A 25,598-nucleotide genomic window follows, 5' to 3' on the forward strand; every position below is an offset into this window, starting at 1 on the left:
AATCAAGGCATCACCTAGCAGGCGATGGAGCGGGGTGCAATTTGCGTGAGGTGTAGGGCGACAATTTCCCTCAGCACTATGGATTAGACCTGCTTGGGCGCTTCCAGGCCATGCTTGTTCAACTCCTGGAGGAAGCCGTCCCGAATGTCGTCGCGATCGAGGGCGTAAACGACATTGGCTGTGAGAAAACCGATCTTGGAGCCGCAGTCGAAACTCTGACCGCGATATTTGACGCCTGTGAATCGCTGCTGCGTCATGAGCGTCTGCATGGCGTCGGTCAGCTGAATTTCGCCGCCTGCGCCGCGCGGCTGGTCGGCAAGTAGCGAAAAGATTTCAGGCTGCAGAATATAGCGTCCGGAAATGATGAGGTTGGACGGTGCTTCCTCGCGCTTGGGCTTTTCCACCATGCCGGTTAGGCTGAAGCCACTGTCGGGGCCGTCACCCCGTGCAACCACGCCATATGAGGAAACCTCTTTTTCGGGCACTTCCTCCACGGCGATGACATTGCCGGCGGTTTCCTCGTAAGCTTCCATCATCTGTTTGAGTACGCCCGGCTCGCCCTTGAACAGCATGTCGGGCAGGAGCAGCGCGAACGGATTGTCTCCCACGATGTCTCGGGCGCACCATACCGCATGGCCGAGGCCCAAGGGTTCCTGCTGCCGAGTGAAGCTGGTACGTCCTGCCGAGGGAAGGTCGCGGCGCAATTCCTTGAGAGCTGCAGTCTTGCCGCGCTCTTCCAGAGTTGTTTCCAATTCGAACTGGCGGTCGAAGTGATCTTCGATGACGCCCTTGTTGCGGCCGGTGACGAAGACGAAATGCTCAATGCCGGCCTCGCGCGCCTCATCGACGGCATACTGGATCAGTGGCCGATCCACCACTGTCAGCATTTCCTTGGGCATGGCCTTGGTGGCCGGCAGGAACCGGGTGCCAAGACCCGCAACAGGAAAAACGGCGGTGCGGACGCGTCTGGACATTCGTGCTCTCAATTGTTGGGCTGGGGAGGGCGGATCGGTCAGCGAAAACGGCAAAACCCTACAGCAGGTTTGCGGTCCATGAGACTTCGTATCCCGCAGGATACGCGCCTCAGCTTTGTTCTCCGGCGCTCGCGTTGAGCCACCGGGATGACAACGGTGCTCATCGTAAAGCCAGTTCCGGTGGTCACGCCGACTACCGTTTATACATCAGGCTCGGGGCGCTGTCGCGCTATGCAGAAAAACCTCGTTTGCGTGGTTAATGGCTCCAGCGCAGAAGTGCCGAAACATGGTGAACCGTTCCTTAAGCACTGCCGGGTTAGGTGTGGTCACAGGAACGGAGCAGCGTGATGATCGGGTACCAGGCCTTTGCGGACCTCTCGCAGTCCAGCGACAGCAATGAGCGTGGTCATGCCGCCCATCTGGCTGCCATCACCTATCTCGATCACCGCGGATCACTGGAGGAACACGCCGCCCTTTACGCCGGCCTGATCGGATTTCTTGACGATCCCTCGGTAAAGGTTCGGGCGGCTCTCGCTTATGGTTTGCTGCATTCTGCCGAAGCGCCGAGACCAATAATCCTGTCGCTGCTGCAGGACAGTCCGATCATTTCCCGGGCGGTCCTCCAATATTCTCCGCTTCTGGTTGATGCCGACCTGATGCCCATAGTTCGCAAGGGCGATATCGACGCGCTTCTGGCCATTGTCCAGCGGGCCAAGATCAGCACGCGTGTCGCCTCGGCCATTATCGGACGCAACGACGGCGATCTGACCTTGCGCGTGCTGAGCCGGCACGATGTGCCGCTCGGTCCGGAGTGTCTCACTCAGCTTGCAAGCGAAAAGGGTACGGATGCCAGCCTGCGGGGCGCTCTCCTGTCACGCCCAGACCTGCCAGCGCCAGCTCGTCTGATCTTGGTACGCAGCGCAGCCGCTAGTTTGCGCGAGTGCCGTATGGTCAAGGGCGCTGTGGCTCCCGAACGGCTTGAGCGCCTGCTACGCGACGGCACCGACCAAGCCTTGTCCACCATCGGCGAAGCCGCCAGTAGCGACCGGGGCTTTGTTGAAACATTGGTGGATACCGATCAGCTCAACACACGACTTCTGTTGCATGCCATGGTCAGCGGGCATGTGATGTTCTTTTCAGCGTGTCTCGGCGCACTCGCAAGGGTCAGCAGCGACAAGGTGTTCTCCCTGCTCGAGAACGGCAGCAAGGCCGCGCTAAATGCCTTGTTCATACGCTGCGGAATCGAACCCTCGATTGCCCGGCTCTTTGTGCGCATGGTTGTTCATGCTCGAACCGCAGACCTTTCCGATGACCTGGCGGCGCGGCATTACGTCGTGACAGCGCTCACCGAAGAATTACTGGCAGAGTTCGATGGCGCTATCCCCTCAGAACTCGAGGAAATCTTCGCCTATCTGAGCGAGCAGAATGTGGCTCTGGCTCGGCAGGCGGCAAGAGGCGTGATGCTGGCATTTGTCGAACGGCGAGACGCACGCCTGCATTTGCCGGCAGCCTGATCAGGTCCGACTAGAAGCGGAATTGCTCGGTCAGCACACGCTCCTCAAGGCTCGTGCCCGGATCAAACATCAGGGTCACGCGGCGGCTGCGATCCTCGCGGACAGTAACTTCCTGCACGTTTTGAAACTCCACATTGTCCGCCACCGCGCTGACCGGCCGCTTTTCGGCTTCTCTGGTGATGAACTTGACCACCGCCCGATTAGATAGGATCGCTCCGCGCCAACGGCGCGGCCTAAAGGGTGAAATTGGCGTCAGTGCGAGAAGCGGCGCTTCGATCGGCAGGATCGGGCCGTGTGCTGAAAGATTATACGCAGTGGACCCGGCTGGGGTGGAGAGCAGGGCGCCGTCGCAGATAAGCTCGTCCAGCCGAACTTCACCGTCCACAAGGATTTGCAACTTCGCTGCCTGATAGGTGGATCGGAAAAGCGAAACTTCGTTGATGGCCAAGGCCGACTTGGTCTCGCCGGATGCTTCCACAACCGTCATCGCGAGCGGATAGATATGGGTGCGCTGCGCAGCTGCAAGGCGTTCGCCGAGGCTGTCCTCGCTGAATTCGTTCATCATGAAACCGACTGAGCCGAAATTCATGCCGTAGGTCGGGATGTCGCTGCCCATAACCCGATGCAGGGTCTGCAACATGAGGCCATCGCCGCCTAACGCAACAACGATATCGGCTGCCTCGATGGCGTAGTCGCCATAGCGGCCACGCAGGCGGGCGGCCGCTGCACTGGCGGCTGGCGTGTTGTTGGTGACAAAGCACATTTTCGGTTCTGCCACGGCGCCACCCCCATTATCGCTGCGCCTGACTATCACGCCCGTCTTGTGGCCGTCCATCTGCCGTATCCGGCTGCATGCTCACTTGTCGCGATTGTCTATCGACCGCCACGCGGCGGTAAAACGTTCGACATTCTCGCTATATGAGCGGACTGGTCGCACATAGCCGAATTGCTCGCCATCTTGCACGGCAGCATCTGCGTCCAGGAGACTGGACCGGGGCGCACGACGCTTCTTCACCACCCAGAAGCCGATAAAGAGCAATATCGCCGCAACAATTGCGGCGATAGAGATGTTCGTCCATGTCCAAAAATCGTTGCCCATGAGCTACATGGGTACCGGAGCTCTTGAAAAGAGCAATATGCAATCATCGTTAGTCTTAATCGACGTCGTAAAGACGCAATTCTGCAGTTTGCTTCTTGAGGCCGGGACACGGCTCAAGCTGCAGCTCGGTAGTCAGCAAGATCGCAAAGTTTTCGCAACAATTGAAAATCTGTGGCGGTTACGCTGGGCTGGTCCCGCAGTCTACTTATGGCTCCGGCAAGACCGGCAAAGCCAACGGATGCCGCCGCTCCCTTTAGGGTGTGCAGAATATGACGAAGCTCCTCGTCGCGTCCGTCTCGGCCAGCGTCCTCTGCGGCATCGAGCATGCCTGGCAAATCGTGCAGGAATTGCGCGAGCAGATCGGCGAACACATCTGCTCCCAACTCGCTCACCAGCATGTCCTGATAGGTTCGGTCGACAAGCTCATCATGACGTTCGGGTTCTGACCCTGGCTTAGCCAATTCCACATCCACCGTGATCAGGCTGGATGCTGCGAACGCGTTCGCTAGCTTTTCCCTGGTAAGAGGCTTAGCCAGGAAATCGTCCATTCCTGCCTCTAGGCAGGCTTGTCGATCAGTCTCAAACGCATTGGCTGTCAATCCGATGATCCGGCCGGCGTACTGGTTCGCCCGTAAGCGACGCGTGGCTTCAAGCCCGTCCATGACGGGCATCTGCATATCCATGAGAATTAAGTCCGGAGAGCAGATGGCGACCTTTTCGAGAGCAATGAGACCGTTGCCGGCAAAATCGATGTCGAGACCGAATCTCCGGACGAGCCCTCCGGCGACCTGCTGATTGACGGCGTTGTCCTCCACAATGAGAATTCGGCCTGACAATTTTGGAGTGGTCGTACGACCAGCTGCCGGTTCAGTCTCCAAATCAATCGGGACGATTGGGCCCGCAGGAATGTTGATCCAGAAGCGGCTGCCTTTGCCGGGGGTGCTTTCAACGCCGATTGTGCCGCCCATGGCTTCGATCAACCGCTTGCAGATCGCCAGGCCTAGCCCTGTACCGCCATGAATGCGTGTGTTGGAACTATCCACTTGGCTGAAGTCGCGGAACAGCAATTCCCTTGAACCGGCGCTGATGCCGATGCCGGTATCGACAACGTCGACAAAAAGCCTGTCACCGTTGATCTCGCCGTGAACGCGAACGCTGCCGGAAGATGTGAACTTGATCGCATTGCCGACAAGGTTGATCAGAACCTGACGTAGACGGCCGCTGTCGATGGTGACGTTCACCTCCGGTAGCGCAATGGACAGCTCGAGCCCTGTAAGCCGCGCCCTGGGTCCGAGTATCGCATCTAGAGCGATCTGCAGCTGCGGCAGGTCATAGGGCGCAAGGTCGATTGTCGCCGCTCCCGCTTCAAGTTTCGAATAGTCGAGGACGTCGGTGATGACATCGAGCAGCACATCGCCCGACCGCCGGATCGTGCCGAGGGCCTGGCGCTGCTCATCGGACAAGGGTGTGTCGCACAGGATTTCAGTCATGCCGATAATGCCATTGAGAGGCGTGCGGATTTCATGGCTCATCGTTGCCAGGAAGGCGGACTTGGCGTGATTGGCCGCTTCGGCCTTCTCGGCGATGCGGGCATTGCGGTCGCTCATCGCCATCAATTCGCGGCCCGTGCGCGAGATATGGATGAGTTGAAGTGCCAAAAGCAGCACCATGGCAATGAGCACACCTGCCAGTAGAAAAACCGCCAGGCCCAGATTGCTATAAGTCCGCTCCGCAGCAGCCCTTTCTTCTACCCGCAGCGCATTGAGGGCGGCATTGACCGCCACTATAAGATCGCCAGTAGACACGCGAACATCGCGCGAGAGCACTGATACAGCCTCGGACCGGCCTTTTATGGCGATCTCCAACTGTTCCACCGCCTTGGCGACCTTGCCGGCTTTAGAACCGACATCCGACGTGCCGAAGGTGATTGCGTAATGTCCGGATCCGATCAGCGCCACGCGGCTATACAGTAGGTCGAGGCGCAGTGCGATCTCGGCGTCATCGCCTGATTGTAGCGCCTCTACCAGCCGTGATGCCTCTCGGTCGGTTTGATAGGCCGCCCAGAGTGCATCCTCCCGGGCACTCTGGACGGCACTGGCCTGGCTTTCGCTCAAGGCGGCGAACATCGAGACAATCGTGACCACCAGCACGACGCCAACGACGCTTAGGGCAATGATCCCGAAGCCGACTCTTCGGGACACCTGTCGTCTCGCCTTGATGATTACGCCTGGCATCTCACTCGACCGTAATCGACTTCACCTGCCATACAGAGCGCCCGAAATAGACCTCGTTGTAGAGATCCGGGTTCGCGTCGAATGGGTAGATTACGAAGAGCGGCCCTTTTTCCCGCACCGACATGGTTTCACCATCCAGCCGAGAGGCAAGGATCACGTCGTTGTCTTTGAGATCATCCATAGGGATGACGGCCGAATAATCGTTCAAGGCAGTGACGGTCACCTGTTCGCCTTGTGCGCCAACTGCTTCAAGAATGGCGGAAAGGATGGGGCCGGAAAAGGTCCGCTCGCCATCGTACCACGGTGTTTTAGTCGTGGTTTCCCGGGAGGGCAGGGCGTCGAGCATAGCCATGTCGAACTCGGCGGCGCCGTCGGCATTGCTCTGGGCGAGCGTCCCCATGACGGTGAGAACCACTGGCCCGGCGGGCTTGGCCATTTCCCCGGCCTGCACGCTGCCCATAATGAGAACGGGCAAAGCAAGGGCTGCAATCATCCTGAACATTCTGGTTGCTCCTCTACGCGGCGACATGGACGCCGTTGTGATTGATGATGGCTTGGACCCGAGGCCAGGCGCGATCGAATGCCGCTACGCAGGCTGGATCGAAGTGTGATCCCGAGCCGCGCAAGATTTCGTTGTGCGCATCTATGGGAGCCCAGGCATTTTTGTAGGGCCGCGCGGTGCACAGTGCGTCGAACACGTCTGCTATAGCAGTGATCCGGGCCGATAGCGGGATGTCAGCGCCCCGGAGGCCCCGCGGATAACCCGTGCCGTCCCAGCGCTCGTGGTGGCTACCTGCAATCTCGGCTGCGGTTTGAACCAGATCGATTGGGCTGCCGTCGAGGATGGCTTTGCCGATCGTCACATGGCTGCGCATGATCTGCAGCTCGTCGGGGTCGAGCTGCCCTGGCTTGTTGAGGATGGCGTCGGGGACGCCGATTTTGCCGACATCGTGAAGGGGGGCGGCCAGCCAGATATTTCGTATGTCCTTTGGCTCCAGTCCGATTTCCACTGCGATCAGGCGTGCAATTTCTGCCACTCGGCCAACGTGGTCGCCGGTCTCTCCGTCACGATACTCTATGGCCCGGGCCAGACGTCCGATCACCTCTTCTTCCCGGTCAAGCAAATACTGTGTCGCCGCCTGAACCTCGCGCTCCAGCCATTTGGCGCGGTCGGCAAGATCGTTCTGCGCGCGGCGCAGGGCGAGAAGGTTGCCCACGCGCGCCCGCAATTCTACCGGATTGACAGGCTTGGTCAGAAAGTCGGTCGCGCCGGCAGCAACAGCTTCCAGGCGCAAAGACTGATCGAGGTCGGCGGTGACCATGATGACCGGGATCGAGGCGGTGTCCGCATTAGCCCGCAGCATTTGTGTGAAGGCCACACCGTTGATATCGGGCATCTGATAGTCCGCGACGACCAGATCCGCGCCGCTCGCTTTCAGCTCCCCAAGCGCCTCTCGTGGATTTACAAAGCCTTTGGCTTCGCAGCCGGGCAGAGCTGCAATCAAGCGCGTGAGTATCGCTAGGCTGGTTGAATTGTCTTCGACGATGACAACGCGCATGACAGGCTCCTGCCTGTTTTGTTCCGTGTTGGGATAAATAATCCACCGCGCAAAGTCTGGCGAGCTACGTCTGCAAGCTCCGTTAAGGCCGAGTTATCAGGGTAAGTTATGTTGCTAGAAATTGTGCATGACGTCATCGAGATCGCGTGAGAACAGCCGCCGATAGATGGGCTTGACGGCAGCGCCTTCTGCAGCGGCGCGAGCGCCCAATTTGCCTTGTACGATATCGGGATGGTCAAAAGTCAGCACGGGGAGCATTGCCAGTCTATCGCGCGTACGCTGGACGATGCGGGCGGTGATTTCGACCGGCATGGCACTGTCAATTATTGCCGTTGAGAGTTCGCACACGGCGCTGCTGTTGGCGATGACCTTTGCGAGAGCCTTGGCGCTCTGCTCGATCCAGTCTGACAAGACTGGCTCCAGCGTATCATAGCGCCATTTCATGGGATCGCCTGCCGGCAATCGCATTTCAGCGTCGCTCAGTCGATTTTCCAAGGCATAAAGGGAAGCGATGAGGTGGACGAACTGGTTTTGTCCATGCTCGTCCGTGACCAGCATGGAACCCAGATTGGCTGAATTGCCGGTAGGCCCCTGCCAAAGTCGTCCCTCTGCGACGAGGCCAGCTCCGACAAAAGTGCCGACAAACAGATAGGCCAGGTTCTGCGGTCGAGGCGAGGGGTATGCGATCAGCTCGCTCCAGCAGCCTGCGCTGCCATCGTTGAGCCTTTGCACCTCCAAGCCAGTCTCTTTCTCGATCGCGGCGGCGACATCGATCTCGCTCCAGCCGCGGGCAACGGCAAGATCGGCGCCCAGCAGGTCGACATTGCGGCCCATGCTCGATGGCATGGCCAGGCCGATTCCCACGATCCGCTCTTTCTCGTCGGGCGGGACGATCTGGATCAAGAGCTTGATGAGTGACGAAACCTCGTCGAGAATTTCCTCAGCGATTGGAAAGGAATAGTCCCGGCGATGTTCACCTAATATGTCGCCGGTGAGGTTGCGCAATACCAGTGTGTAGTGGCGCCAACTGATTTCGCACCCGATGGCATAAGCGCCATTGGGGTTGAGCAGGATAGGTGTTGCGGGCTTGCCCCGCTGGCCACGCAGCACCTTGCCTTTGACGATAAGCTTGCTGGCTTCGAGGGCCGCGAGAATACGTGACACACTCTGGGGGCCGAGCCCGGTGATGCGCGCCAGCTGCGCGCCTGAGGCGCCAACATTCAGCGCCGCTGCCATGAGTACGGCGCGCGCATTGTTTTCTCGTAGTCCCTCGGACGCGAAACGCCTTGCCCCGGCAGCGAAAAAGTCGACGTCAGTCATGCGCGGCGCCAGGCGAGCACGGCCTGGGTCCGCGAGCAGACATCAAGCTTTCGCAGGATTTCACCCACGTGGTAGTCGCAGGCGCGCTTGCTGATGCCCATAATCGTGGCGATGTCGCCATTAGACTTTCCTCGTTCCATCCATTGCAGAATGGTCTGTTGCGTCTCGCTCAGGTCGTTGGTGCCTGGCGTTTTGCTGGCGCTGAAGCCGATCACCCGAAGCGATATTGCTGTGCCGATGAGCCGCTGTGCCGCCAACTGGCTCTCCTGCGGCACGGCGGTGCGCGAATAGGTAGCAAAGACTGCCAGGCCGTCGGTTCCAGAGATGACGGGTGTGTACGCGGCACCCACCGCGCCGAAGCTGGCAAGCGCTTTTGTCAGCAAGGGAAAGTTTGGATGGTTCTGAAACCTTTCCGATGGAAAAATCGTCCCCTCTTGGTGGCTCCGGATATGGGTCAGGACAGGATTGTTCGCATAAAGGCCATGCTGAACGAATGCCGAAAGCACCGCTGGGGGGATCGTGCCAAACAATGGCAGGAACGGCGTTCCGTCATCGACGGGCACCTCTGCTGCAAAGAGGTACATATCCATGCCGAGAGCGGTTGTTGCCCGCTCGACAGCCAGTTCCAGCGATAACTGATCCTGCGCCGCGTTTATGGCACCAAGCTGGGGCACAATGACCGAGAACTGTGAAGACAGCGTCATGGCATTGGACATGCGAATCACCCGCGTAGCAGCCAAGCAATAGTCTGGCGCGCACAATATATACCAGCCTGGAATTTAACAACTGATTGACCGCGCAGGCGCAAGTAGCAGCGTTCCGCATCATTGTCAGGTCGTCCAGGGCAGGGTGCTTTCGCCTTACCCCCCGCAAGGCGTCGGCATTCTGCTCCTGGACTTTGACGTTAAATCAATGACCGTGTTCGTGCGGAGTGCCAGATGGACACCAATTCCACCCAGACGATGTCGAGCCGGCTCGAATTCATCGGTCTTGACGAATCGCAGCGTTCTGCACTGGCCGGTGTGGAGGACATCATCGGCGCGCATTTGCCCGGTGCGCTCGGTGGGTTCTACAAAAAGCTGGTTACCGTGCCCGTCCTTGCGAACTTCTTTTCGGGATCGGCGCAAATGGATCGCGCCCAGTCCAGCCAGGTCAACCACTGGAAAGCGATCGCCACAGGCAAGTTCGACGAAAATTATGTGCAGTCGAGCCGCCGCATCGGCTTGCGCCATGCCCAGATCGGGCTCGAACCGCGCTGGTATATTGGCGGCTATGGCGTGATCGTCGAGGCGCTGATCAAGGGCGTGGTTGCAGACTATATGGCCCTGCATGCACCCAAGCCCAAGAAGGGCTTGTTCGGGGGCAAAACGCCCAAGCCGCATGCCGACGACACTATCGAGCACCTATCTGAAATCCTTTCGGCAATGATGAAGTCTGTTCTGGTGGACATCGACATGGCTGTCAGCGTGTACTTCGAACAGACCCTTGCAGCGTCCCAGGCGCGCGACCGCGAAACGGCAGACAAGATCGCATGGGCCGCCGAACTGACAGGTTCGGTATTGCAGAGCCTCGCCAGTGGCGACCTGACCGAACAGATCGACGCCGAATTCGAAGGCGGCTTTGCCAAGATAAAGGATGACACAAACGCCCTTGTCGATCGCCTGCGCGACATCATGCGTCAGCTGCGCGACACATCCGGGTTGTTGCGTACGGCAACAGGCGAAATCCTGGCCGGAGCGAACGATCTGTCCGACCGGACCACACGCCAGGCCGCCACGATCGAAGAAACCACGGCCAGCATGGAACGGCTGGCACGCATGGTGTCCGATAATGCTGCGCTGGCAGAACAAACATCGGGCAAGGCCAAAACCGCCGCCGCTACGGCCGAGGCGGGCGGCGAGGTCATGTCCCGCGTCACCGAAGCCATGGTGCGCATCACCTCTTCGTCCAACAAGATTTCCAACATCATCGGCATCATCGACGACATTGCCTTTCAGACCAACCTGCTGGCGTTGAACGCCTCGGTCGAGGCCGCCCGTGCTGGCGAGGCCGGGAAGGGCTTTGCCGTTGTCGCCATCGAAGTGCGGCGCCTGGCCCAGTCCGCTGCCACAGCCTCCGGTGAGGTCAAGGCGCTGGTTGAAACGAGCGTGTCGGAAGTGATGGCCGGGGAATCACTGGTGAACAACGCCTCGGCAAAGCTGGCCGAATTGCTCAATGTGGTCCGCGAAAGCACCAACGCCATGTCGGCCATATCGATCGCCAGTCGCGACCAGGCCAACTCGATCCATGAGATTTCCGATGCTATGGTGCAGATGGACGAGATGACTCAGCACAACGCAGCGCTGGTGGAAGAGACCAATGCCGCCATCGAGCAGACAGAGGCTCAGGCCCGTCAACTTGATGAGATCGTCGATCAGTTCCGTCTCGAAGATGTGCCCGACCGCTCCGTGGTCAAGGCCCGGCCAAAAGCAGTCGCATCGTCTGCTGGTGCGCCCAAGCTGGCCAAGGTGGTTGGCGGTGACTGGAGCGAGTTCTGAGTGGATTGTGTTTGGCGGGTGCGCCCGCCATAGTCCTCAAGGCAAAATTGCATTCGCAACGACCAAACCTCAGAGAACCGGGCTTCACGTTTGGGCCTTGGATCAGTTTGGGCAATCGCGAGTTGTGGTGCCGGCAGCAGGGTTCGAACCCGCGACCCCCTGATTACAAATCAGGTGCTCTACCAACTGAGCTATACCGGCATTGGCTAGGCGTTTAGCACCGGTGGGAGCCGAGCGGCAACAGGGATTGCACGACGGACGCGCCTGAAGCGACAAAAAGCGTGGAAATTTTTATTCTGCCTGGATGCGTCCTCACGCACTGCCGATTGCCTGATGGCGTCGGCTTTGGACCCCTTTCACAAGCACGGCGAGTTTGCCGCACAAATTTGCCCAATCGGTCTGTAACCCCAGCATTTCCAGCACTTTCCGGCTTGAAGGGCAGGGGGCGGCGGCTTTACTTAGGCCCTCATAAGGCCGGCGCGTTGGCACCGGCAGTGACGAGGCCTGATTGCCGTGACCCAGACCCGCCTGACCCATCTGCAGGCTCTTGAAGCCGAAAGCATCGATATCCTGCGCGAAGTGGCTGCCAGCTTTGAGCGGCCGGTGATGATGTATTCGATCGGCAAGGACTCCAGCGTTCTGCTGCATCTGGCGCGCAAGGCCTTTTATCCGAGCAAGATTCCCTTTCCGCTTCTGCATGTCGACACCACCTTCAAGTTCCGCGAGATGATCGCTTTTCGCGAACGGACTGCCGAGGAATATGGCTTCGACCTCATTCGCCACACCAATCAGGACGGCGTTCGGGACGGGATCAATCCATTTGATCACGGATCGTCCCGCTATACCGACATTATGAAGACCGCTGCCCTGCGCCAGGCGCTTACGGCAGGCCGATATGATGCGGCAATCGGTGGAGCGCGGCGGGATGAAGAGAAAAGCCGCGCCAAGGAGCGCGTTTTCTCCCATCGCAATGCCAGCCATGCATGGGACCCCAAGAACCAAAGACCCGAGCTTTGGCACACGTTCAATACGCGCCTGAACCCTGGCGAGAGCATGCGGGTGTTCCCGATCTCGAATTGGACCGAGCTCGACGTCTGGACCTACATCTATTCGGAAAACATCCCCATCGTGCCGCTTTATTTCGCCAAGCCACGGCCCGTCGTCGAGCGGTCTGGCACACTGATCATGGTCGATGACGAGCGTCTGCCGCTTCTGCCCGGCGAAACGCCGCGCGAGGAGATCGTACGGTTCCGCACCCTTGGGTGCTACCCGCTTACAGGCGCCATTCGCTCGACAGCGTCCGACCTGCCATCGATCATCATGGAAATGCAGGCCAGCCGGACGTCCGAACGCGAAGGGCGCCTGATCGACAGTGACTCCGTCGGGTCGATGGAGAAGAAGAAGCAGGAAGGGTATTTCTGAGCATGAGCGTCGCCATCGCCACCGCAAATACCGACCTCGATCTTTGGCTTGCCCAGCAGACGGAGAAATCGCTTCTGCGTTTTCTAACCTGCGGCTCGGTCGATGACGGCAAATCAACCCTGATCGGCCGCCTACTATACGACAGCCAGCTTATTCTGGACGACCAATTGGCGAGCCTGAAGAAGGAAAGCCATAATCGCAGCGTCGGCGACGAAGGCATCGATTTCTCCCTGTTGGTCGATGGTCTCGTTGCCGAGCGCGAGCAGGGCATCACTATCGATGTCGCCTATCGCTTCTTTTCGACCGACAAGCGCAAGTTCATCGTCGCCGATACCCCGGGTCATGAACAATATACCCGCAATATGGCGACCGGCGCATCCAACGCCGATCTGGCTCTGGTGCTGATTGATGCGCGCAAGGGCGTGCTGACCCAGACCCGACGTCATTCCTTCATTCTGTCTCTGATCGGGGTGAAGCATGTCGTGCTCGTCATCAACAAGATTGACCTCGTCGACTACGACAAGACGGTTTTCGATACGATCGTGGCAGAATATAGGGCCTTTGCCGAGCCTCTTGGCTTCAAGACCCTGGCCGCAATACCGGTGTCGGCCCTGCGCGGTGACAACATCCTTGCGCCCAGCGCGCGGACACCTTGGTATGATGGCGCGGCCCTCGTGCCATATCTCGAAACCATCGAGGTTGCCGAGGATCACTCGGAGCGACAGTTCCGTTTTCCCGTGCAATGGGTCAATCGGCCCAATCTCGACTTCCGTGGCTTCTCGGGCACCATCGCATCCGGCGCGGTCAAAGTCGGTGACGACATCCTGATTGCCTCTTCACGCAAGCCTGCTGTGGTAAAACAGATCGTCACCATGGACGGCGATCTTCCAGGGGCCATTGCCGGACAAGCGGTGACATTGGTTCTCGACAGGGAAGTGGATATTTCACGGGGAGACTTGCTCTCCCATCCTGGCCAGACACCGGAGTTTTCCAACCAGTTCCAGGCGCGGCTAATCTGGATGAACGACGAACCGGCTTTCCCGGGCCGCTCCTACCTGCTCAAGATTGGCGCGCAATTGGTGCCGGCCACGATCACCGATCTCAAATATCGCACCAATGTGAACACGCTCGAACAGAGCGCGGCGACAAAGATCGATCTCAACGAGGTCGCCACGGTTGCCCTGGCGACGGACAAGCCGATCGCCTTCGACCCCTACGCCGCCAATCCGTTGACGGGCGGCTTCATTATGATCGACCGTTTGACCAATGCGACATTGGCCGCCGGCACAATTGAATATGGTCTTCGCCGGGCGCAGAACCTGACCTATCAGAGCTTCGACGTGAACCGCGACGTGCGGGCTCGCCAGAAGGGGCAGACACCAGGCATCGTCTGGTTCACGGGGCTTTCCGGTTCGGGCAAGTCCTCCATCGCCAACCTTCTGGAAAAACGGCTTACGGCCGAAGGGCGCCACGCCTATATCCTTGATGGCGACAACGTTCGCCACGGGCTGAACAAAGACCTCGGCTTTACCGAAGCAGCGCGCGTCGAGAACATTCGTCGCGTGGCGGAAGTGGCGCGGCTGATGGCTGATGCCGGTCTGATCGTGCTCGTGTCATTCATCTCCCCATTCGAAAAGGAACGCCGACTGGCCCGTGAGATTGCCGGGGATATCGACTTTACTGAAGTTTACGTCGATACGCCGCTTGCAGTGTGCGAAGCGCGTGATCCGAAGGGTCTCTATCGCAAGGCCAGGGCAGGAGAGATCAAGAATTTTACCGGCATCGATTCTCCCTTCGAGGTGCCGGGCAATCCAGAACTGGTTCTACATGGCGCCGACCGCGAGCCTGCCGAATTGGCCGATCAACTGCGCGACTGGCTAAAGCTCTAGTTTGTCGCACGTTGCGCCGAGGCGAGCCCCGCAAAGGCGTTTTGGTCAATATCGTTGAGCGTCTTCATCATCAGGCCGCGGAAGATGGGCTCTTTCTCGTCGAGATGACCCATGATGCGGGGCATGCCGTTGATCTTGCAAACCAGCGACGAGGTCAGCGCGCTTTCGATCTCCGGCAGCATCAGGGCAAGCGCGCGAGCGCCTGGGCCGACGATGAGGACATGGCTGGGATCAAACATGGCCAGCATACGGGACAGGCCATAACCGATGGCTCGTCCCGCCAGGTTGAAACCATGCGTCACCGTCCGGTCACCGATTTCGGCGCGCTGGATCAGCGATTCATATTGCTGAGACGGCACAGCAGGGGCTGGGGCTGCCGTTTCCGGCACAGAGAAGGACGTTCGCAACACGCCATAATCGGCAGCATAGGCCTCGATGCAACCACGCATGCCGCAGCGGCAAAGCGCTCCGTTTGGAATGTGGTTCATGTGACCAAACTCCGTAGCGCCATCGTCCCCGCGCCCCATGATTTGGCCATGCAGGCTCAGGCCCATGGCCACGGTCGAGCCTACGAAGACGGTGGCGACACTGGCCTCAAGCAACGTCGGATCAAGCCATCGAGCGCCCTCGGCAAGGAGGCGGCCACGCTTGTATAGCGTGACGGGCAGCGCCCATTCTTCGGCCAGGCTATCAGCGAAGTTCTGGCCTGCCAGCGCTGCGATCGGCGACCACTTCAACCCACTACCGTCGCGGTCGAGAATGCCCTGCACCGAAATGGCGATGCGTCGCAAGACGCTTGTCGCTCCCGGGGTGCGGGAAAGCAGGAAGTGTAGCTTTTCGCCCAGCACGCTCTGCGCACTACGATCGCGGAAGGTATGAGGCGAAATTTCGCTTTCGACGCGATCAACCAAGACACCGGCATAATCGACCAGTGACAGCCGCAGCTTGTTCACGTCCAGCTCGATCAGAACGACAAAGGCTGCGTTACGACGAAACCCCACCATCGTGGCCGGCCGACCGCGGCTCCGCAAGTCGTTGCGCTCGCTGCCGACAAGGTCTTCAACAAGGCCTTGGGCAATGAGGTCCTGCATGATCGCTGTCACGCTGGCGTGGCTGAGCCCTGTGTTGCTGGCCAGGGCCGTACGCGATTGCGGCCCCGAGGCGCGCAACGCGCTCAGCAGCAGGCCCCGGTTCTGGCGCCGGACGCTGTCACTATCGCCGACCGAACGCGTCAAGCTCTACTCCATCACCCTCGTGATTTACCTCAACATCGCTTCCAACCAAATCGCAACATCTGATTTAATTCGGGCTCCGAAATTGATGTTGACACGTCATTCGGGGGCGTGCGAGATCTTTTTTCGAGCAATAAAATAATGCTCAGGGCGCAAGTGGAGGGTGCCCTCCTGGAGGAATATCCGCCAGCTTGCAATTCGGGTGGCAATGCTGCCCACGGGAGGACAGATATGAATAAGTTTGCAGCGGTCCTGCTTGCCTCGACCGTGTTGTTCGGTTCGGCGATCGCTCAGGATCAGATCACTGTCGGCGTCAGCTGGAACAACTTTCAGGAAGAACGCTGGAAGACCGACGAAGGCGCCATCAAGGCAGCCCTAGAAGCTGCCGGCGCGCAATACATCTCTGCCGACGCTCAGTCGTCTGCGTCCAAGCAACTCACCGACATCGAAAGTCTGATCAGCCAGGGTGCCGACGCCATCATCGTCCTGGCGCAGGATAGCGACGCCATCGAGCCGGCTGTAGCTGCGGCCGTTGCCGAGGGTATTCCGGTGGTCGGCTATGACCGCCTGATCGAAAATCCGGACGCCTTCTACCTTACCTTCGACAACAAGGAGGTGGGGCGCATGCAGGCACGCGGCGTATTCGAAGTGCAGCCTGAGGGCAATTACGTCTTCATCAAAGGCAATTCGGCCGATCCCAATGCCGATTTCCTCTTCGAAGGCCAGATGGAAGTCCTGCAGGAGGCCATCGATTCCGGCGCTATTGTTAATGTCGGCGAAGCCTATACCGACAACTGGAATCCCGAAGTTGCCCAAGGCAATATGGAACAATTCCTTACAGCCAACGACAACAATGTTGATGCCGTGGTGGCCTCGAACGACGGCACAGCAGGCGGCGCGATCGCTGCACTGACGGCCCAGGGCCTGGCTGGTTCTGTTCCCGTTTCGGGCCAGGATGGCGACCATGCCGCACTAAATCGCATTGCGCTTGGCACGCAGACTGTTTCGGTCTGGAAAGACGCTCGCGAGCTTGGCAAGAAGGCCGCTGAAATCGCCCTTGAACTCGCCGGCGGCACCGCGCTGGATGGCGTGACCGACGCCGTCAAGTTCTCCGATGGTCCCAACGGCGTGGAAATGAATGCCGTGCTGCTGCCGCCCGTGCCGATCACCCAGGACAATCTCAACGTCGTCATCGATGCCGGCTGGGTGTCCAAGGATGTCGTCTGCCAAGGCGTGACCGCAGGCTCGGTCGCCGCCTGTAACTGAGGCTGAATCCAGATAGACTGAAGCAGGGTGCCGCGGCGTTTCGCGCTGCGGCACTTCTGTAATCGGCCAACGTTCCTCCATTGGCGGAGCGTCGTTTCCACGGGAGAATTTGATGGCAGAGCAGCACGCCATGACGACCCCAGCGCATCCCAGCAGCTTCGCGCAGGGTCCCCTGCAGCGTTTCCTCACCGCCACCGAAGTCGACACTCGCCTGCTCGGCATGATCGGCGCCCTGGCCATCATCTGGGTTGGCTTCAATATCTTCTCCGGTGGCTTGTTTCTGACGCCGCGCAATCTGTGGAACCTGTCGGTCCAGACGGCGTCCGTCGCCGTTATGGTGACCGGCATGGTGCTCGTAATTGTCACGCGCAACATCGACCTCTCAGTCGGTTCAATCCTGGGCCTGGTGGGCATGGTGATGGGCGTCATGCAGACGCAGATCCTTCCGGTGCAGCTGGGTCTCGGTCTTGGCCATCCGCTGATCTGGGTGCTTTCGCTGGGCATAGGCATCGCTGTGGGTGTCGGCATCGGGGCCCTTCAGGGATCGATCATCGCCTACCTCAAGGTTCCGGCCTTCATCGTGACTCTCGGCGGGTATCTGGTCTGGCGCGGTGCCGCCTGGTGGGTCACTGCTGGTCGGACAGTTGCCCCGATGGACTCGACCTTTCAGCTCATGGGTGGTGGGCCGTTTGGCTCGATCGGCGCCCTCTGGAGCTGGGTCGTCGCCGTCATTGCCTGCGCCGCTATCGTCATCGGTCTTTATTTTGGCCGCCGCCAACGCCGCCGGTTCAATTTTCCGCAACGCCCCGTCTGGGCGGAGGTCGCGCTCGCAGTGATCGGTTGCGGCGCCACAGTCGGCGCAGTCGCTGTCGCCAATGCTTATCCTTGGCCAACCCGGATCGCGGAGAACTTCGCCAATGCCAATGGCATGACGGTGCCCGAAAACGGGCTTTTTGTCTCCCACGGTATTGCCATTCCGGTTTTGATCGCGGTTGGCGTCGGCGTCGCAATGACCTTTCTCACCACGCGCACCCGCTTCGGCCGCTATGTCTACGCCATGGGCGGCAATCCGGAAGCCGCCGAGCTGGCCGGCATCAACACGCGCTGGGTGACCGTCAAGATTTTCATGCTGATGGGTGGTCTCTGCGCCATCGCAGCGGCCATCTCCACAGCACGTCTCAATGCGGCAACCAACGCCTTGGGCACGCTGGACGAGCTGTATGTGATTGCGGCAGCTGTGATCGGCGGCACTTCGCTGGCCGGCGGCGTCGGTACAGTGGCCGGCGCATTGCTGGGCGCTTTGGTGATGCAGTCGCTGCAATCGGGCATGGTGCTCATGGGTATAGACAGCCCTCTGCAATCGATCGTCGTCGGTATCGTTCTCGTCTTCGCGGTATGGCTCGACACGCTGTATCGCCGGAACAAGCATTAGGAGTTCCGATCATGCTGGACACTACTACTCCACTGGTCGAGATGACCGATATCTCGATCTCCTTCGGAGGAATCCGGGCCGTCGATCACGCCTCGATCAGCCTGCATCGCGGCGAGGTCGTGGGGCTGCTCGGCCATAATGGGGCCGGCAAGTCGACGCTGATCAAGATTCTCTCTGGTGCATATCGACGGGATACAGGCGACATTCGCATCAACGGCGAGGCGGCAACGATCAATAACCCGCGTGACGCCAAGGCCTACGGGATCGAAACGATCTACCAGCAGCTTGCTGTCGCCGATAATGTCGATGCCGCCGCCAACCTGTTTCTGGGCCGCGAAATGGTGACCGCGCTGGGCACACTCGACGATGCTGCGATGGAGTCTAAGGCGCGTGAAGTCATGGGAAGACTTAACCCGAACTTCCGCCGCTTCAAGGAACCGGTAAAGGCGCTGTCCGGGGGTCAGCGACAATCGGTGGCTATCGCGCGCGCCATCCTGTTCAACGCCCGCATCCTGATCATGGACGAGCCAACCGCGGCGCTGGGTCCGCAGGAAACGGCCCAGGTTGGCGAGCTCATCAAGCAGCTTAAGGCCGACGGCATCGGCATCTTCCTGATCAGCCATGATATCCACGATGTCTTCGATCTTGCCGACCGCGTCGTTGTGATGAAAAACGGCCAGGTCGTCGGGCAGGCAAGGACCACCGATGTCACCAAGGATGAAGTACTTGGCATGATTATCATGGGTAAGGTGCCCCCCGGTGCCACGGCGGGGCCTGGAGCGATTTCGAGCTGATTGACGTTCTCATGCTGCGTTCAGCGATCGTCTGCTCGCAGGGAGGGAAACGATATGATGGGTGGGGTAGGCGCCAAGGCAATTGACCGGCTAATGCCCCGCCACGCCCCGGCCTACTTTGGCTTGGCCTTGGGCGTTGCCATCTTCCTGCTCTCGCTCTGGATCGTGCCGAAACATGCGATCGGCCTTGGCGCCAACACACTCTTCATCACCTTCCTCGCGCTTACAGCAATAAAGCTGCCGCGCTTAAGCGCGCCCTATCTTAAGCAGCACGCACGCGAGGAAGATACGCCAGCACCGGGCATATTTCTCATCGTCCTGATCGTTGTGATTGCCTCCGTTATCTCACTGGCGCTTGCATTAGGCTCTGGAGACACTCCTGACGCAGTAGAGGTAACCCTTGGGGTCGCGTCGGTCTTGCTGGGCTGGTTCACGGTTCAGGCCCTCGGGGCGCTGCATTATGCCTATGAGTATTACCAAGTGTCCGACAAGGGCGAAGGCTCCGTCGAAGGCGGTTTGGACTTTCCAGGAGCTGAGGAACCGGATGGCGTCGCGTTCTTGTACTTTTCGTACACGATTGGCACGTCAGTGGCGACCTCCGATACCAAGATCACGTCAAATGACATGCGCCGCAGGGTAACGTTTCATCTGGTCTTTTCCCATCTATACAACACCATCATCCTGGCCGCCGCGGTCAATGTCATGTTAAGCTTGGGAGGCGGCGGCTAGAGGTTGCGGGATTCGGGTGGTGCGTGGCATCTTGCTGAAAAATCAGAAGGATGCCCTCCATGAAAACTCGCGCCGCTGTCGCTTTCGAAGCCGGCAAACCCTTGCAGGTCGTGGAGGTTGATCTCGAGGGCCCCAAGGCGGGTGAAGTTGTGATCGAGATCAAGGCCACGGGCATTTGCCACACCGACGATTTCACCTTGAGCGGCGCCGATCCTGAGGGGCTTTTTCCCTCCATTCTCGGTCATGAAGGCGCGGGCGTGGTCGTTGATGTTGGCCCAGGCGTCACCTCGCTCAAAAAAGGCGACCATGTAATTCCGCTCTACACGCCGGAGTGCCGCGAGTGCTATTCGTGCCGCTCGGGCAAGACAAACCTCTGCACCGCCATTCGCGCCACCCAGGGCCAAGGGCTCATGCCGGATGGCACGACGCGCTTCTCCTTCGAAGGTAAGCCCATCTTTCACTATATGGGCTGTTCCACATTCGCCAATCACACGGTCATGCCCGAAATCGCTGTGGCCAAGATCGATCCCGCAGCAGCGTTCGACAAGGTCTGCTATGTCGGCTGTGGCGTCACCACGGGTATTGGCGCCGTGATCAATACCGCAAAGGCGGAGATTGGCTCGACGGCCGTTGTGTTCGGCCTTGGCGGCATTGGCCTCAACGTCATCCAGGGCCTCCGGCTGGCCGGTGCGGACATGATCGTCGGTGTGGATCTCAACAATGCCAAGAAGGAGTGGGGCGAGCGCTTCGGCATGACCCATTTCGTCAATCCAACGGAGATCGAAGGCGATATAGTCCCTCACATCGTCAATATGACCAAGCGTAGGGGCGATCTGATCGGTGGCGCTGATTACACCTTTGACTGCACCGGTAACACCAAGGTTATGCGTCAAGCGCTCGAATGTGCCCACCGTGGCTGGGGCAAGTCGGTGGTGATCGGCGTAGCCGGGGCAGGGCAGGAAATCTCAACCCGCCCGTTCCAGCTCGTCACTGGCCGCACCTGGATGGGTACGGCGTTTGGCGGTGCCAAGGGGCGCACCGATGTGCCCAAGATCGTCGACTGGTACCTCGATGGCAAGATCGAGATCGATCCGATGATCACGCACACACTGCGCCTGGAGGACATCAACAAGGGCTTTGACATGATGCATTCGGGCGAAAGCATTCGCTCGGTCGTCGTATACTAGAAGCAATGTGGAACTGGCTCCGGCCCTCTCCAGTGAAGGAAGGGCCGGGGAGGTAGGTCTGGCATCAGTGTTTTCGGGGCTGGAATTGGCTTAGACCGCAAGTGAATGCCTTGTGGTACTAGACCCCAAATAAGTGTCGAACCGCGCCGCAATGGCGCGTACGAAGGGACGACCGCGTTCGGTGATAACGAAGCTGCCGTCTTGCATCGTCGTCACGCCATCTTGATCCGTCATGGCAATGGCTTCCGCTTCGCGCAGCAGAGCCCGGCCCGCAGCGCCGTATCCCGCGACGTCTCTTGCCGTCAGTCGGAATGTGCACAACAGCGTCTCGATTGCATGGCGTCGGAGTTTATCGGAGGACGAAAGGGCGAACCCTTTTGCAATGGCGACGCCTGACGCAAGAACGGCTTTGCTATAGTCTCCGCTTCCGGAGATGTTCTGAACATAGCCTTGGGGTAGGGAGCCGATCGAAGAGGCGCCCAGTCCAATCAGCGCGTCTGCGGCATCATCGGTATAGCCCTGAAAGTTGCGGCGCAGCCTGCCGTTGCGCGCTGCTTCGGCGAGGCTATCGGACGGCTTTGCAAAATGATCGAACCCTATGGGGGTGAGCCCACCTGCCTTCAATTGTTGGGCTGCCATCTGCGATTGCACCAGCCTTTCATGGCGATCGGGCAGCGCGCTGTCAGGAATCATCTTCTGGTGCGGCTTCATCCAGGGCACGTGGGCATAGCCGAACAGGGCTATCCGGTCCGGGTCCAGGCCCAGTCCGGCGTCTATGGTTCGGGCAAGTCTTGTCTCAGACTGGAAAGGCAGCCCATAGAGCAGGTCGAGATTGATCGAGCGCACCCCACGCCGTCGCATGGCCTCCACCACGGCGTAGGTCTGTTCCAAAGTCTGCTGGCGATTGATGGCGCGCTGCACTTGTGGGTCGAAATCCTGTACGCCCAGACTGGCTCGCGTCAGCCCAAATTGGGCCATGGCGTCGTAGCGCCCACCATCGAGATCGTTAGGGTCGATTTCGATGCTGATTTCCGCGTCCGTTGCGATCTTGAATGATGCGGTAAGCTTCGTCTTCAGCGCCAGGAGGTCGACCGGAGTCAGCAGCGTTGGCGATCCGCCGCCCAGATGGATAGCGGTGACCTGACCGCGACCGCCGAGCTGGCGCGAGACCCAGTCTATCTCGAGGTGAAGAGCTTTTAGATATTCCGCGACCGGCTCGTATCGCAGCGTATGTTTTGTGTTGCAGCCGCAGAACCAGCACAGCCGATCGCAATAGGGCACGTGCAGATAAAGTGAAATGCTGGCGTCAGCCGGCAGATGCGACAGCCAGCGCGCGTAGGTCTTGGCATTGATGCCTGCATGAAAATGCGGAGCAGTCGGGTAGCTGGTGTATCGCGGCACAGGATAAGAATAGCGCTCGATGAGGTCGTCAGTTGACTCGGTCATGGCCAGGCTCTGGAATAATTGTGGCCTTCATAGCAGCTTGCCGACCGGACGCTTTGGCATAGATCAAACGGAAGGAGTGAGCCCACTTCGCGCATGCCTTTTGACCGGAAGCGACGCACGCCCTTCGGCCCCGCGCGTGACGCTTTTGCCAAAATGAGGTATCGGCACATCGCTGTCACTTTCCGCTTCTGTGCGCGAGGCGCTTGCGAGGGAATACAATTGTCCATGCCTGAACCGCACATCTACGTCGACGCTGATGCCTGCCCCGTCAAGGACGAGGCATTGCGTGTCGCCGAGCGGCTGGGTCTGGTTATCACCTATGTCAGCAATGGCGGCATAAGGCCGTCTCGCGACCCCATGGTGCGGGTCGTCGTTGTTCCCTCTGGTGCGGACGCGGCCGACAACTGGATCGTCGAACATGCCCAGGCAAACGACATCGTCCTGACCGCAGATATTCCTTTGGCGAGCCGGGTTATCGACAAGGGATGCCATGTGCTTGGCTTTACCGGAAAGCCCTTTACTTCGGCGTCCATCGGCATGGCGCTCGCCATGCGCAATCTTAAGCAGCATCTGCGGGAGACAGGGGAGATCAAGGGTTATAATCCGGGCTTTCGGCCTGCCGACCGATCCGCGTTTCTCGGTGCCCTCGACACACTGGGGCGTAAGGCTAAGATGTTGGCGGCAAGTCTTCGTTAAGCTTTCGCGAGTGGATTATTAACCATAATCGCAAATTGTTGGCACCACGTCAGTTAGTTTTCGTGGTGTCGCGGTGCGGTGGTTCTCTACTTTTGTTGCGTCAATCCTTGTTGCCGCAAGTCTGGCCGGTTGCGCCCGTCCCGTGAGTGAAACGCGGCCGACATTTACCGGTGCCTCATCGACATACGACGAAACCATTACCGGTAGCGTTCGCCAGGCAGCTTTGAGGATTTGGCCACAAAGCATGCCCGGTCGTATCGGCGGGCAAGCCAACCTCAGCGGACGAACGTTGGAAATTGCCTCCGCGGCCGATATCATGCTGCGACCGGGTGAGGTGATCCTCACATTCGATGACGGACCGCGTGAAGGAAAGACGTCCGCAATCCTGGACACCTTGGACAAACACGGCGTCAAGGCCACGTTCCTGATGCTGGGCTCGGCGGCAAAGGCAAATCCACAGCTCGCGCGTTCCGTAGCTGACCGCGGCCACACAATCGGCAGCCACACCTATAACCATGTCGATCTCACGACGCTGACACGGCAGCAGGCCATGGACGAGATCGTACGGGGCGAAATTGCGGTGTCCGATGCACTGGCGGGAGCAGGGCAGGGTCTGTCCCCCTTCTTCCGCTTTCCCTACCTTTCGCAGACCAGCTATCTGCGCACGTCGCTGTCGCAAAGCGACATGGTTGTTCTCGACGTCGATATCGACAGCAAGGATTACTACAAGGATCCTGCTTGGGTCGTAGCAGAGCGAACCCTTGCGCAGCTGGAGCAGCGCGGCAGCGGCATCATTCTCTTCCACGATATCCACCAACGCACCGTCGACCTCTTGCCTGCCTTCCTCGATGAGCTGGCAGCGGGGGGCTATAAGGTGGTGCGCCTTGTTCCAGGCAAAAGCGGCATATTCGGCCGCAGCATGATCACGGCGCAGGCGCCGTCTCCTGCTGCCGGGTTTTAGCGAATCGAGCGGACTGCGCGCTGGAGAAGCTCGTTTACCCAGGATTGGGCATGCGCCATCGCAAATGCGTCGCCGTATTTTCCGTTCGAGCGACGGACAAAACGACCATTTGCCTTTACTTCATAGCCCTCAAGCATACGTTCGGCGAGACGCATGCCCTCACGCACGATCCGGCGTTCATAAAGCGGTTGCCCTGTGTCTGGTACGCGCATGACGGCCTCGCAATGGTTAGCAAATTGCTAACGCATTGTGTCGCCGAGGTCCAAATGCGATTGCGATAATGGTTTATTCGGACCGGGTCTGCGTCCACTCATCATGCCAATCGACAAAGCGACGAACGCCCTCTGCAACGGGCGTTCGCGGCAAAAATCCCGTCAGGGCTTCAAGCAGCCGCGCATCCGCAAACGTGTCCACCATTTCCCCAGGCTGGATGGGCAGCATGGTCTTGCGGGCGGTGAGGCCTGTGGCCGCCTCGATTGCTTCGATGAAGTCTAGCAGCCCCACCGACCCGCCTCCGGCAATGTTGACGACCCGCCAAGGGGCAACGGGCGACAAAGAATCAACGACTCCCGGCACCGCCACGGGATGGCCGCGCTGAGGGACGGCCCCCATCAGGGCGACGATGCTTGTGACCAGATCGTCGATATAGGTGAAGTCGCGCTTCATCCTGCCTTCGCCGTATACCTCTATGGCCTCGCCCCTGCGCATGGACGAGACGAATTTGAACAGAGCCATGTCTGGCCGGCCCCACGGGCCAAAGACCGTAAAGAACCGGAAATTGGTCGTGGGGATGTCGAAGAGGTGGGAGTAGGAATGGCTCAGCGCTTCGCCGGCCTTCTTGGTGGCGGCATAGATCGAGACCGGAAAATCGGTACGATCCGTTTCCGCAAAAGGCAGGCTTTCATTGGCCCCATAGACCGAGGACGTTGAAGCGAGCAGCACGTGGCTCGGCTTGAGGGCGCGACACACTTCAAGCAAATTGAACGTGCCTACGACATTGGTACTGATATAGGAGGCCGGATTTTCGAGGCTGTACCTAACCCCTGCCTGCGCAGCAAGGTGAACGATGACGTCCGGCTCGAAGCCGAACACCACGCGTTCCAGAGCCGCCCTATCCTCCAGCATTGCCTCGACGAACGAAAAACGTGGTTCATCATGGAGCAGCGCGAGGCGCGCACGTTTCAACTTTACATCGTAGTAGGGGGTAACGCCATCATAGCCGAGAACCTCATGGCCCTCGGCTACCAACCGCCTGGAAAGGTGCGACCCGATAAAGCCCGCGGCGCCGGTGACAAAGACTTTCATGC

At 59.3% G+C, this 25,598-nt stretch carries 23 protein-coding genes and 1 tRNA gene; 11 read left to right on the plus strand and 13 right to left on the minus strand.

The features are described 5' to 3' along the window. Positions 1 to 83: 83 nt before the first annotated feature. A complete protein-coding gene (gene galU, locus VE26_RS04525; RefSeq protein ID WP_046103944.1) occupies positions 84 to 974 on the minus strand; it encodes a UTP--glucose-1-phosphate uridylyltransferase GalU in 891 nt (296 codons plus the stop codon). A gap of 347 nt (positions 975 to 1,321) precedes the next feature. Here galU and VE26_RS04530 point away from each other — a divergent pair, with 347 nt between their 5' ends. Continuing rightward, positions 1,322 to 2,488 (plus strand): DUF2336 domain-containing protein, encoded by a 1,167-nt coding sequence (locus VE26_RS04530; RefSeq protein WP_046103945.1) that lies wholly within the window; start codon positions 1,322 to 1,324, stop codon positions 2,486 to 2,488. A gap of 10 nt (positions 2,489 to 2,498) precedes the next feature. On the opposite strand, the gene VE26_RS04535 is transcribed toward VE26_RS04530, so the two are convergent. From VE26_RS04535 to VE26_RS17005, 7 genes are all read right to left on the minus strand, one after another. Beyond that, complete coding sequence (locus VE26_RS04535; RefSeq protein ID WP_046105010.1) at positions 2,499 to 3,251, minus strand: NAD kinase; 753 nt, start codon at positions 3,249 to 3,251, stop codon at positions 2,499 to 2,501. Positions 3,252 to 3,344: 93 nt separating this feature from the next. After that, a complete protein-coding gene (locus VE26_RS04540; protein ID WP_046103946.1) occupies positions 3,345 to 3,587 on the minus strand; it encodes a hypothetical protein in 243 nt (80 codons plus the stop codon). 113 nt (positions 3,588 to 3,700) lie between these two features. After that, positions 3,701 to 5,788 (minus strand): ATP-binding protein, encoded by a 2,088-nt coding sequence (locus VE26_RS04545; RefSeq protein WP_160297795.1) that lies wholly within the window; start codon positions 5,786 to 5,788, stop codon positions 3,701 to 3,703. Positions 5,789 to 5,822: 34 nt separating this feature from the next. Further along, the gene (locus VE26_RS04550) at positions 5,823 to 6,323 is read right to left on the minus strand and encodes a putative pterin-binding protein (RefSeq protein WP_046103947.1); all 501 of its coding nucleotides are present in this window, start codon (positions 6,321 to 6,323) and stop codon (positions 5,823 to 5,825) included. Between the two features lie 13 nt (positions 6,324 to 6,336). Beyond that, positions 6,337 to 7,380 (minus strand): HD domain-containing phosphohydrolase, encoded by a 1,044-nt coding sequence (locus VE26_RS04555; protein ID WP_046103948.1) that lies wholly within the window; start codon positions 7,378 to 7,380, stop codon positions 6,337 to 6,339. A gap of 114 nt (positions 7,381 to 7,494) precedes the next feature. Then, a complete protein-coding gene (locus tag VE26_RS04560; RefSeq protein WP_084619962.1) occupies positions 7,495 to 8,700 on the minus strand; it encodes an ROK family transcriptional regulator in 1,206 nt (401 codons plus the stop codon). Further along, complete coding sequence (locus VE26_RS17005; protein WP_052715660.1) at positions 8,697 to 9,416, minus strand: helix-turn-helix transcriptional regulator; 720 nt, start codon at positions 9,414 to 9,416, stop codon at positions 8,697 to 8,699. The genes VE26_RS04560 and VE26_RS17005 overlap by 4 nt, the downstream gene beginning before the upstream one ends. Positions 9,417 to 9,638: 222 nt before the next feature. Between VE26_RS17005 and VE26_RS04570 the strand changes: the two genes are divergently transcribed. Continuing rightward, a complete protein-coding gene (locus VE26_RS04570) occupies positions 9,639 to 11,237 on the plus strand; it encodes a globin-coupled sensor protein (protein WP_052715661.1) in 1,599 nt (532 codons plus the stop codon). Between the two features lie 125 nt (positions 11,238 to 11,362). On the opposite strand, the gene VE26_RS04575 is transcribed toward VE26_RS04570, so the two are convergent. Continuing rightward, positions 11,363 to 11,438 (minus strand) — tRNA-Thr (locus VE26_RS04575). A gap of 312 nt (positions 11,439 to 11,750) precedes the next feature. Here VE26_RS04575 and cysD point away from each other — a divergent pair. Both cysD and cysN read left to right on the plus strand, forming a co-directional pair. Further along, the gene (cysD, locus tag VE26_RS04580; protein WP_046103950.1) at positions 11,751 to 12,659 is read left to right on the plus strand and encodes a sulfate adenylyltransferase subunit CysD; all 909 of its coding nucleotides are present in this window, start codon (positions 11,751 to 11,753) and stop codon (positions 12,657 to 12,659) included. 2 nt (positions 12,660 to 12,661) lie between these two features. Beyond that, a complete protein-coding gene (gene cysN, locus VE26_RS04585) occupies positions 12,662 to 14,548 on the plus strand; it encodes a sulfate adenylyltransferase subunit CysN (protein ID WP_046103951.1) in 1,887 nt (628 codons plus the stop codon). On the opposite strand, the gene VE26_RS04590 is transcribed toward cysN, so the two are convergent. Continuing rightward, the gene (locus VE26_RS04590; RefSeq protein ID WP_046103952.1) at positions 14,545 to 15,783 is read right to left on the minus strand and encodes an ROK family transcriptional regulator; all 1,239 of its coding nucleotides are present in this window, start codon (positions 15,781 to 15,783) and stop codon (positions 14,545 to 14,547) included. The genes cysN and VE26_RS04590 overlap by 4 nt on opposite strands. Before the next feature lie 228 nt (positions 15,784 to 16,011). Here VE26_RS04590 and xylF point away from each other — a divergent pair, with 228 nt between their 5' ends. The 5 genes from xylF (at position 16,012) to VE26_RS04615 (ending at position 21,188) form a co-directional block, all read left to right on the plus strand. Then, positions 16,012 to 17,046: a D-xylose ABC transporter substrate-binding protein gene (gene xylF, locus VE26_RS04595; protein WP_046103953.1), complete on the plus strand. Its 1,035-nt coding sequence runs from the start codon at positions 16,012 to 16,014 to the stop codon at positions 17,044 to 17,046. A 130-nt stretch (positions 17,047 to 17,176) separates the two neighbouring features. Further along, positions 17,177 to 18,478, plus strand: a complete 1,302-nt coding sequence (locus tag VE26_RS04600; RefSeq protein WP_244465668.1) for a sugar ABC transporter permease — start codon at positions 17,177 to 17,179, stop codon at positions 18,476 to 18,478. 11 nt (positions 18,479 to 18,489) lie between these two features. After that, positions 18,490 to 19,272 (plus strand): ATP-binding cassette domain-containing protein, encoded by a 783-nt coding sequence (locus VE26_RS04605; RefSeq protein WP_046103955.1) that lies wholly within the window; start codon positions 18,490 to 18,492, stop codon positions 19,270 to 19,272. A 54-nt stretch (positions 19,273 to 19,326) separates the two neighbouring features. After that, positions 19,327 to 20,001 carry a DUF1345 domain-containing protein gene (locus tag VE26_RS04610; RefSeq protein ID WP_052715662.1) on the plus strand — a complete coding sequence of 225 codons (675 nt, stop codon included), beginning with the start codon at positions 19,327 to 19,329 and terminating at the stop codon, positions 19,999 to 20,001. Between the two features lie 59 nt (positions 20,002 to 20,060). Further along, positions 20,061 to 21,188, plus strand: a complete 1,128-nt coding sequence (locus VE26_RS04615; protein ID WP_046103956.1) for an S-(hydroxymethyl)glutathione dehydrogenase/class III alcohol dehydrogenase — start codon at positions 20,061 to 20,063, stop codon at positions 21,186 to 21,188. A 90-nt stretch (positions 21,189 to 21,278) separates the two neighbouring features. On the opposite strand, the gene hemN is transcribed toward VE26_RS04615, so the two are convergent. Beyond that, on the minus strand, positions 21,279 to 22,634 hold the full coding sequence (gene hemN, locus VE26_RS04620) for an oxygen-independent coproporphyrinogen III oxidase (RefSeq protein WP_046103957.1): 1,356 nt from the start codon (positions 22,632 to 22,634) through the stop codon (positions 21,279 to 21,281). Positions 22,635 to 22,859: 225 nt separating this feature from the next. On the opposite strand from hemN, the gene VE26_RS04625 reads away from it, so the two are divergent. Together VE26_RS04625 and VE26_RS04630 are read left to right on the plus strand one after the other, a co-directional pair. Continuing rightward, positions 22,860 to 23,330 (plus strand): YaiI/YqxD family protein, encoded by a 471-nt coding sequence (locus VE26_RS04625; protein WP_046103958.1) that lies wholly within the window; start codon positions 22,860 to 22,862, stop codon positions 23,328 to 23,330. A gap of 244 nt (positions 23,331 to 23,574) precedes the next feature. After that, positions 23,575 to 24,291 (plus strand): polysaccharide deacetylase family protein, encoded by a 717-nt coding sequence (locus VE26_RS04630; protein WP_244465625.1) that lies wholly within the window; start codon positions 23,575 to 23,577, stop codon positions 24,289 to 24,291. Here VE26_RS04630 and VE26_RS17720 read toward each other — a convergent pair. Next, positions 24,288 to 24,503: a hypothetical protein gene (locus VE26_RS17720; protein WP_152658709.1), complete on the minus strand. Its 216-nt coding sequence runs from the start codon at positions 24,501 to 24,503 to the stop codon at positions 24,288 to 24,290. The genes VE26_RS04630 and VE26_RS17720 overlap by 4 nt on opposite strands. A gap of 73 nt (positions 24,504 to 24,576) precedes the next feature. Further along, on the minus strand, positions 24,577 to 25,596 hold the full coding sequence (locus tag VE26_RS04640; RefSeq protein ID WP_046103960.1) for an NAD-dependent epimerase/dehydratase family protein: 1,020 nt from the start codon (positions 25,594 to 25,596) through the stop codon (positions 24,577 to 24,579). Positions 25,597 to 25,598 lie beyond the last annotated feature (2 nt).

It is taken from the genome of Devosia chinhatensis (assembly GCF_000969445.1).
Classification (GTDB): Bacteria; Pseudomonadota; Alphaproteobacteria; order Rhizobiales; family Devosiaceae; genus Devosia; species Devosia chinhatensis.

What these genes read in the sequence shown, in the direction of transcription:
- galU (WP_046103944.1), bottom strand. Translation starts at nt 974, where the DNA reads ATGTCCAGACGCGTCCGCACCGCCGTTTTTCCTGTTGCGGGTCTTGGC.
- VE26_RS04530 (WP_046103945.1), top strand. Translation starts at nt 1,322, where the DNA reads ATGATCGGGTACCAGGCCTTTGCGGACCTCTCGCAGTCCAGCGACAGC.
- VE26_RS04535 (WP_046105010.1), bottom strand. Translation starts at nt 3,251, where the DNA reads ATGTGCTTTGTCACCAACAACACGCCAGCCGCCAGTGCAGCGGCCGCC.
- VE26_RS04540 (WP_046103946.1), bottom strand. Translation starts at nt 3,587, where the DNA reads ATGGGCAACGATTTTTGGACATGGACGAACATCTCTATCGCCGCAATT.
- VE26_RS04550 (WP_046103947.1), bottom strand. Translation starts at nt 6,323, where the DNA reads ATGTTCAGGATGATTGCAGCCCTTGCTTTGCCCGTTCTCATTATGGGC.
- VE26_RS04555 (WP_046103948.1), bottom strand. Translation starts at nt 7,380, where the DNA reads ATGCGCGTTGTCATCGTCGAAGACAATTCAACCAGCCTAGCGATACTC.
- VE26_RS04560 (WP_084619962.1), bottom strand. Translation starts at nt 8,700, where the DNA reads ATGACTGACGTCGACTTTTTCGCTGCCGGGGCAAGGCGTTTCGCGTCC.
- VE26_RS17005 (WP_052715660.1), bottom strand. Translation starts at nt 9,416, where the DNA reads ATGTCCAATGCCATGACGCTGTCTTCACAGTTCTCGGTCATTGTGCCC.
- VE26_RS04570 (WP_052715661.1), top strand. Translation starts at nt 9,639, where the DNA reads ATGGACACCAATTCCACCCAGACGATGTCGAGCCGGCTCGAATTCATC.
- cysN (WP_046103951.1), top strand. Translation starts at nt 12,662, where the DNA reads ATGAGCGTCGCCATCGCCACCGCAAATACCGACCTCGATCTTTGGCTT.
- xylF (WP_046103953.1), top strand. Translation starts at nt 16,012, where the DNA reads ATGAATAAGTTTGCAGCGGTCCTGCTTGCCTCGACCGTGTTGTTCGGT.
- VE26_RS04600 (WP_244465668.1), top strand. Translation starts at nt 17,177, where the DNA reads ATGACGACCCCAGCGCATCCCAGCAGCTTCGCGCAGGGTCCCCTGCAG.
- VE26_RS04605 (WP_046103955.1), top strand. Translation starts at nt 18,490, where the DNA reads ATGCTGGACACTACTACTCCACTGGTCGAGATGACCGATATCTCGATC.
- VE26_RS04610 (WP_052715662.1), top strand. Translation starts at nt 19,327, where the DNA reads ATGATGGGTGGGGTAGGCGCCAAGGCAATTGACCGGCTAATGCCCCGC.
- VE26_RS04615 (WP_046103956.1), top strand. Translation starts at nt 20,061, where the DNA reads ATGAAAACTCGCGCCGCTGTCGCTTTCGAAGCCGGCAAACCCTTGCAG.
- hemN (WP_046103957.1), bottom strand. Translation starts at nt 22,634, where the DNA reads ATGACCGAGTCAACTGACGACCTCATCGAGCGCTATTCTTATCCTGTG.
- VE26_RS04625 (WP_046103958.1), top strand. Translation starts at nt 22,860, where the DNA reads ATGCCTGAACCGCACATCTACGTCGACGCTGATGCCTGCCCCGTCAAG.
- VE26_RS04630 (WP_244465625.1), top strand. Translation starts at nt 23,575, where the DNA reads ATGCCCGGTCGTATCGGCGGGCAAGCCAACCTCAGCGGACGAACGTTG.
- VE26_RS17720 (WP_152658709.1), bottom strand. Translation starts at nt 24,503, where the DNA reads ATGCGCGTACCAGACACAGGGCAACCGCTTTATGAACGCCGGATCGTG.
- VE26_RS04640 (WP_046103960.1), bottom strand. Translation starts at nt 25,596, where the DNA reads ATGAAAGTCTTTGTCACCGGCGCCGCGGGCTTTATCGGGTCGCACCTT.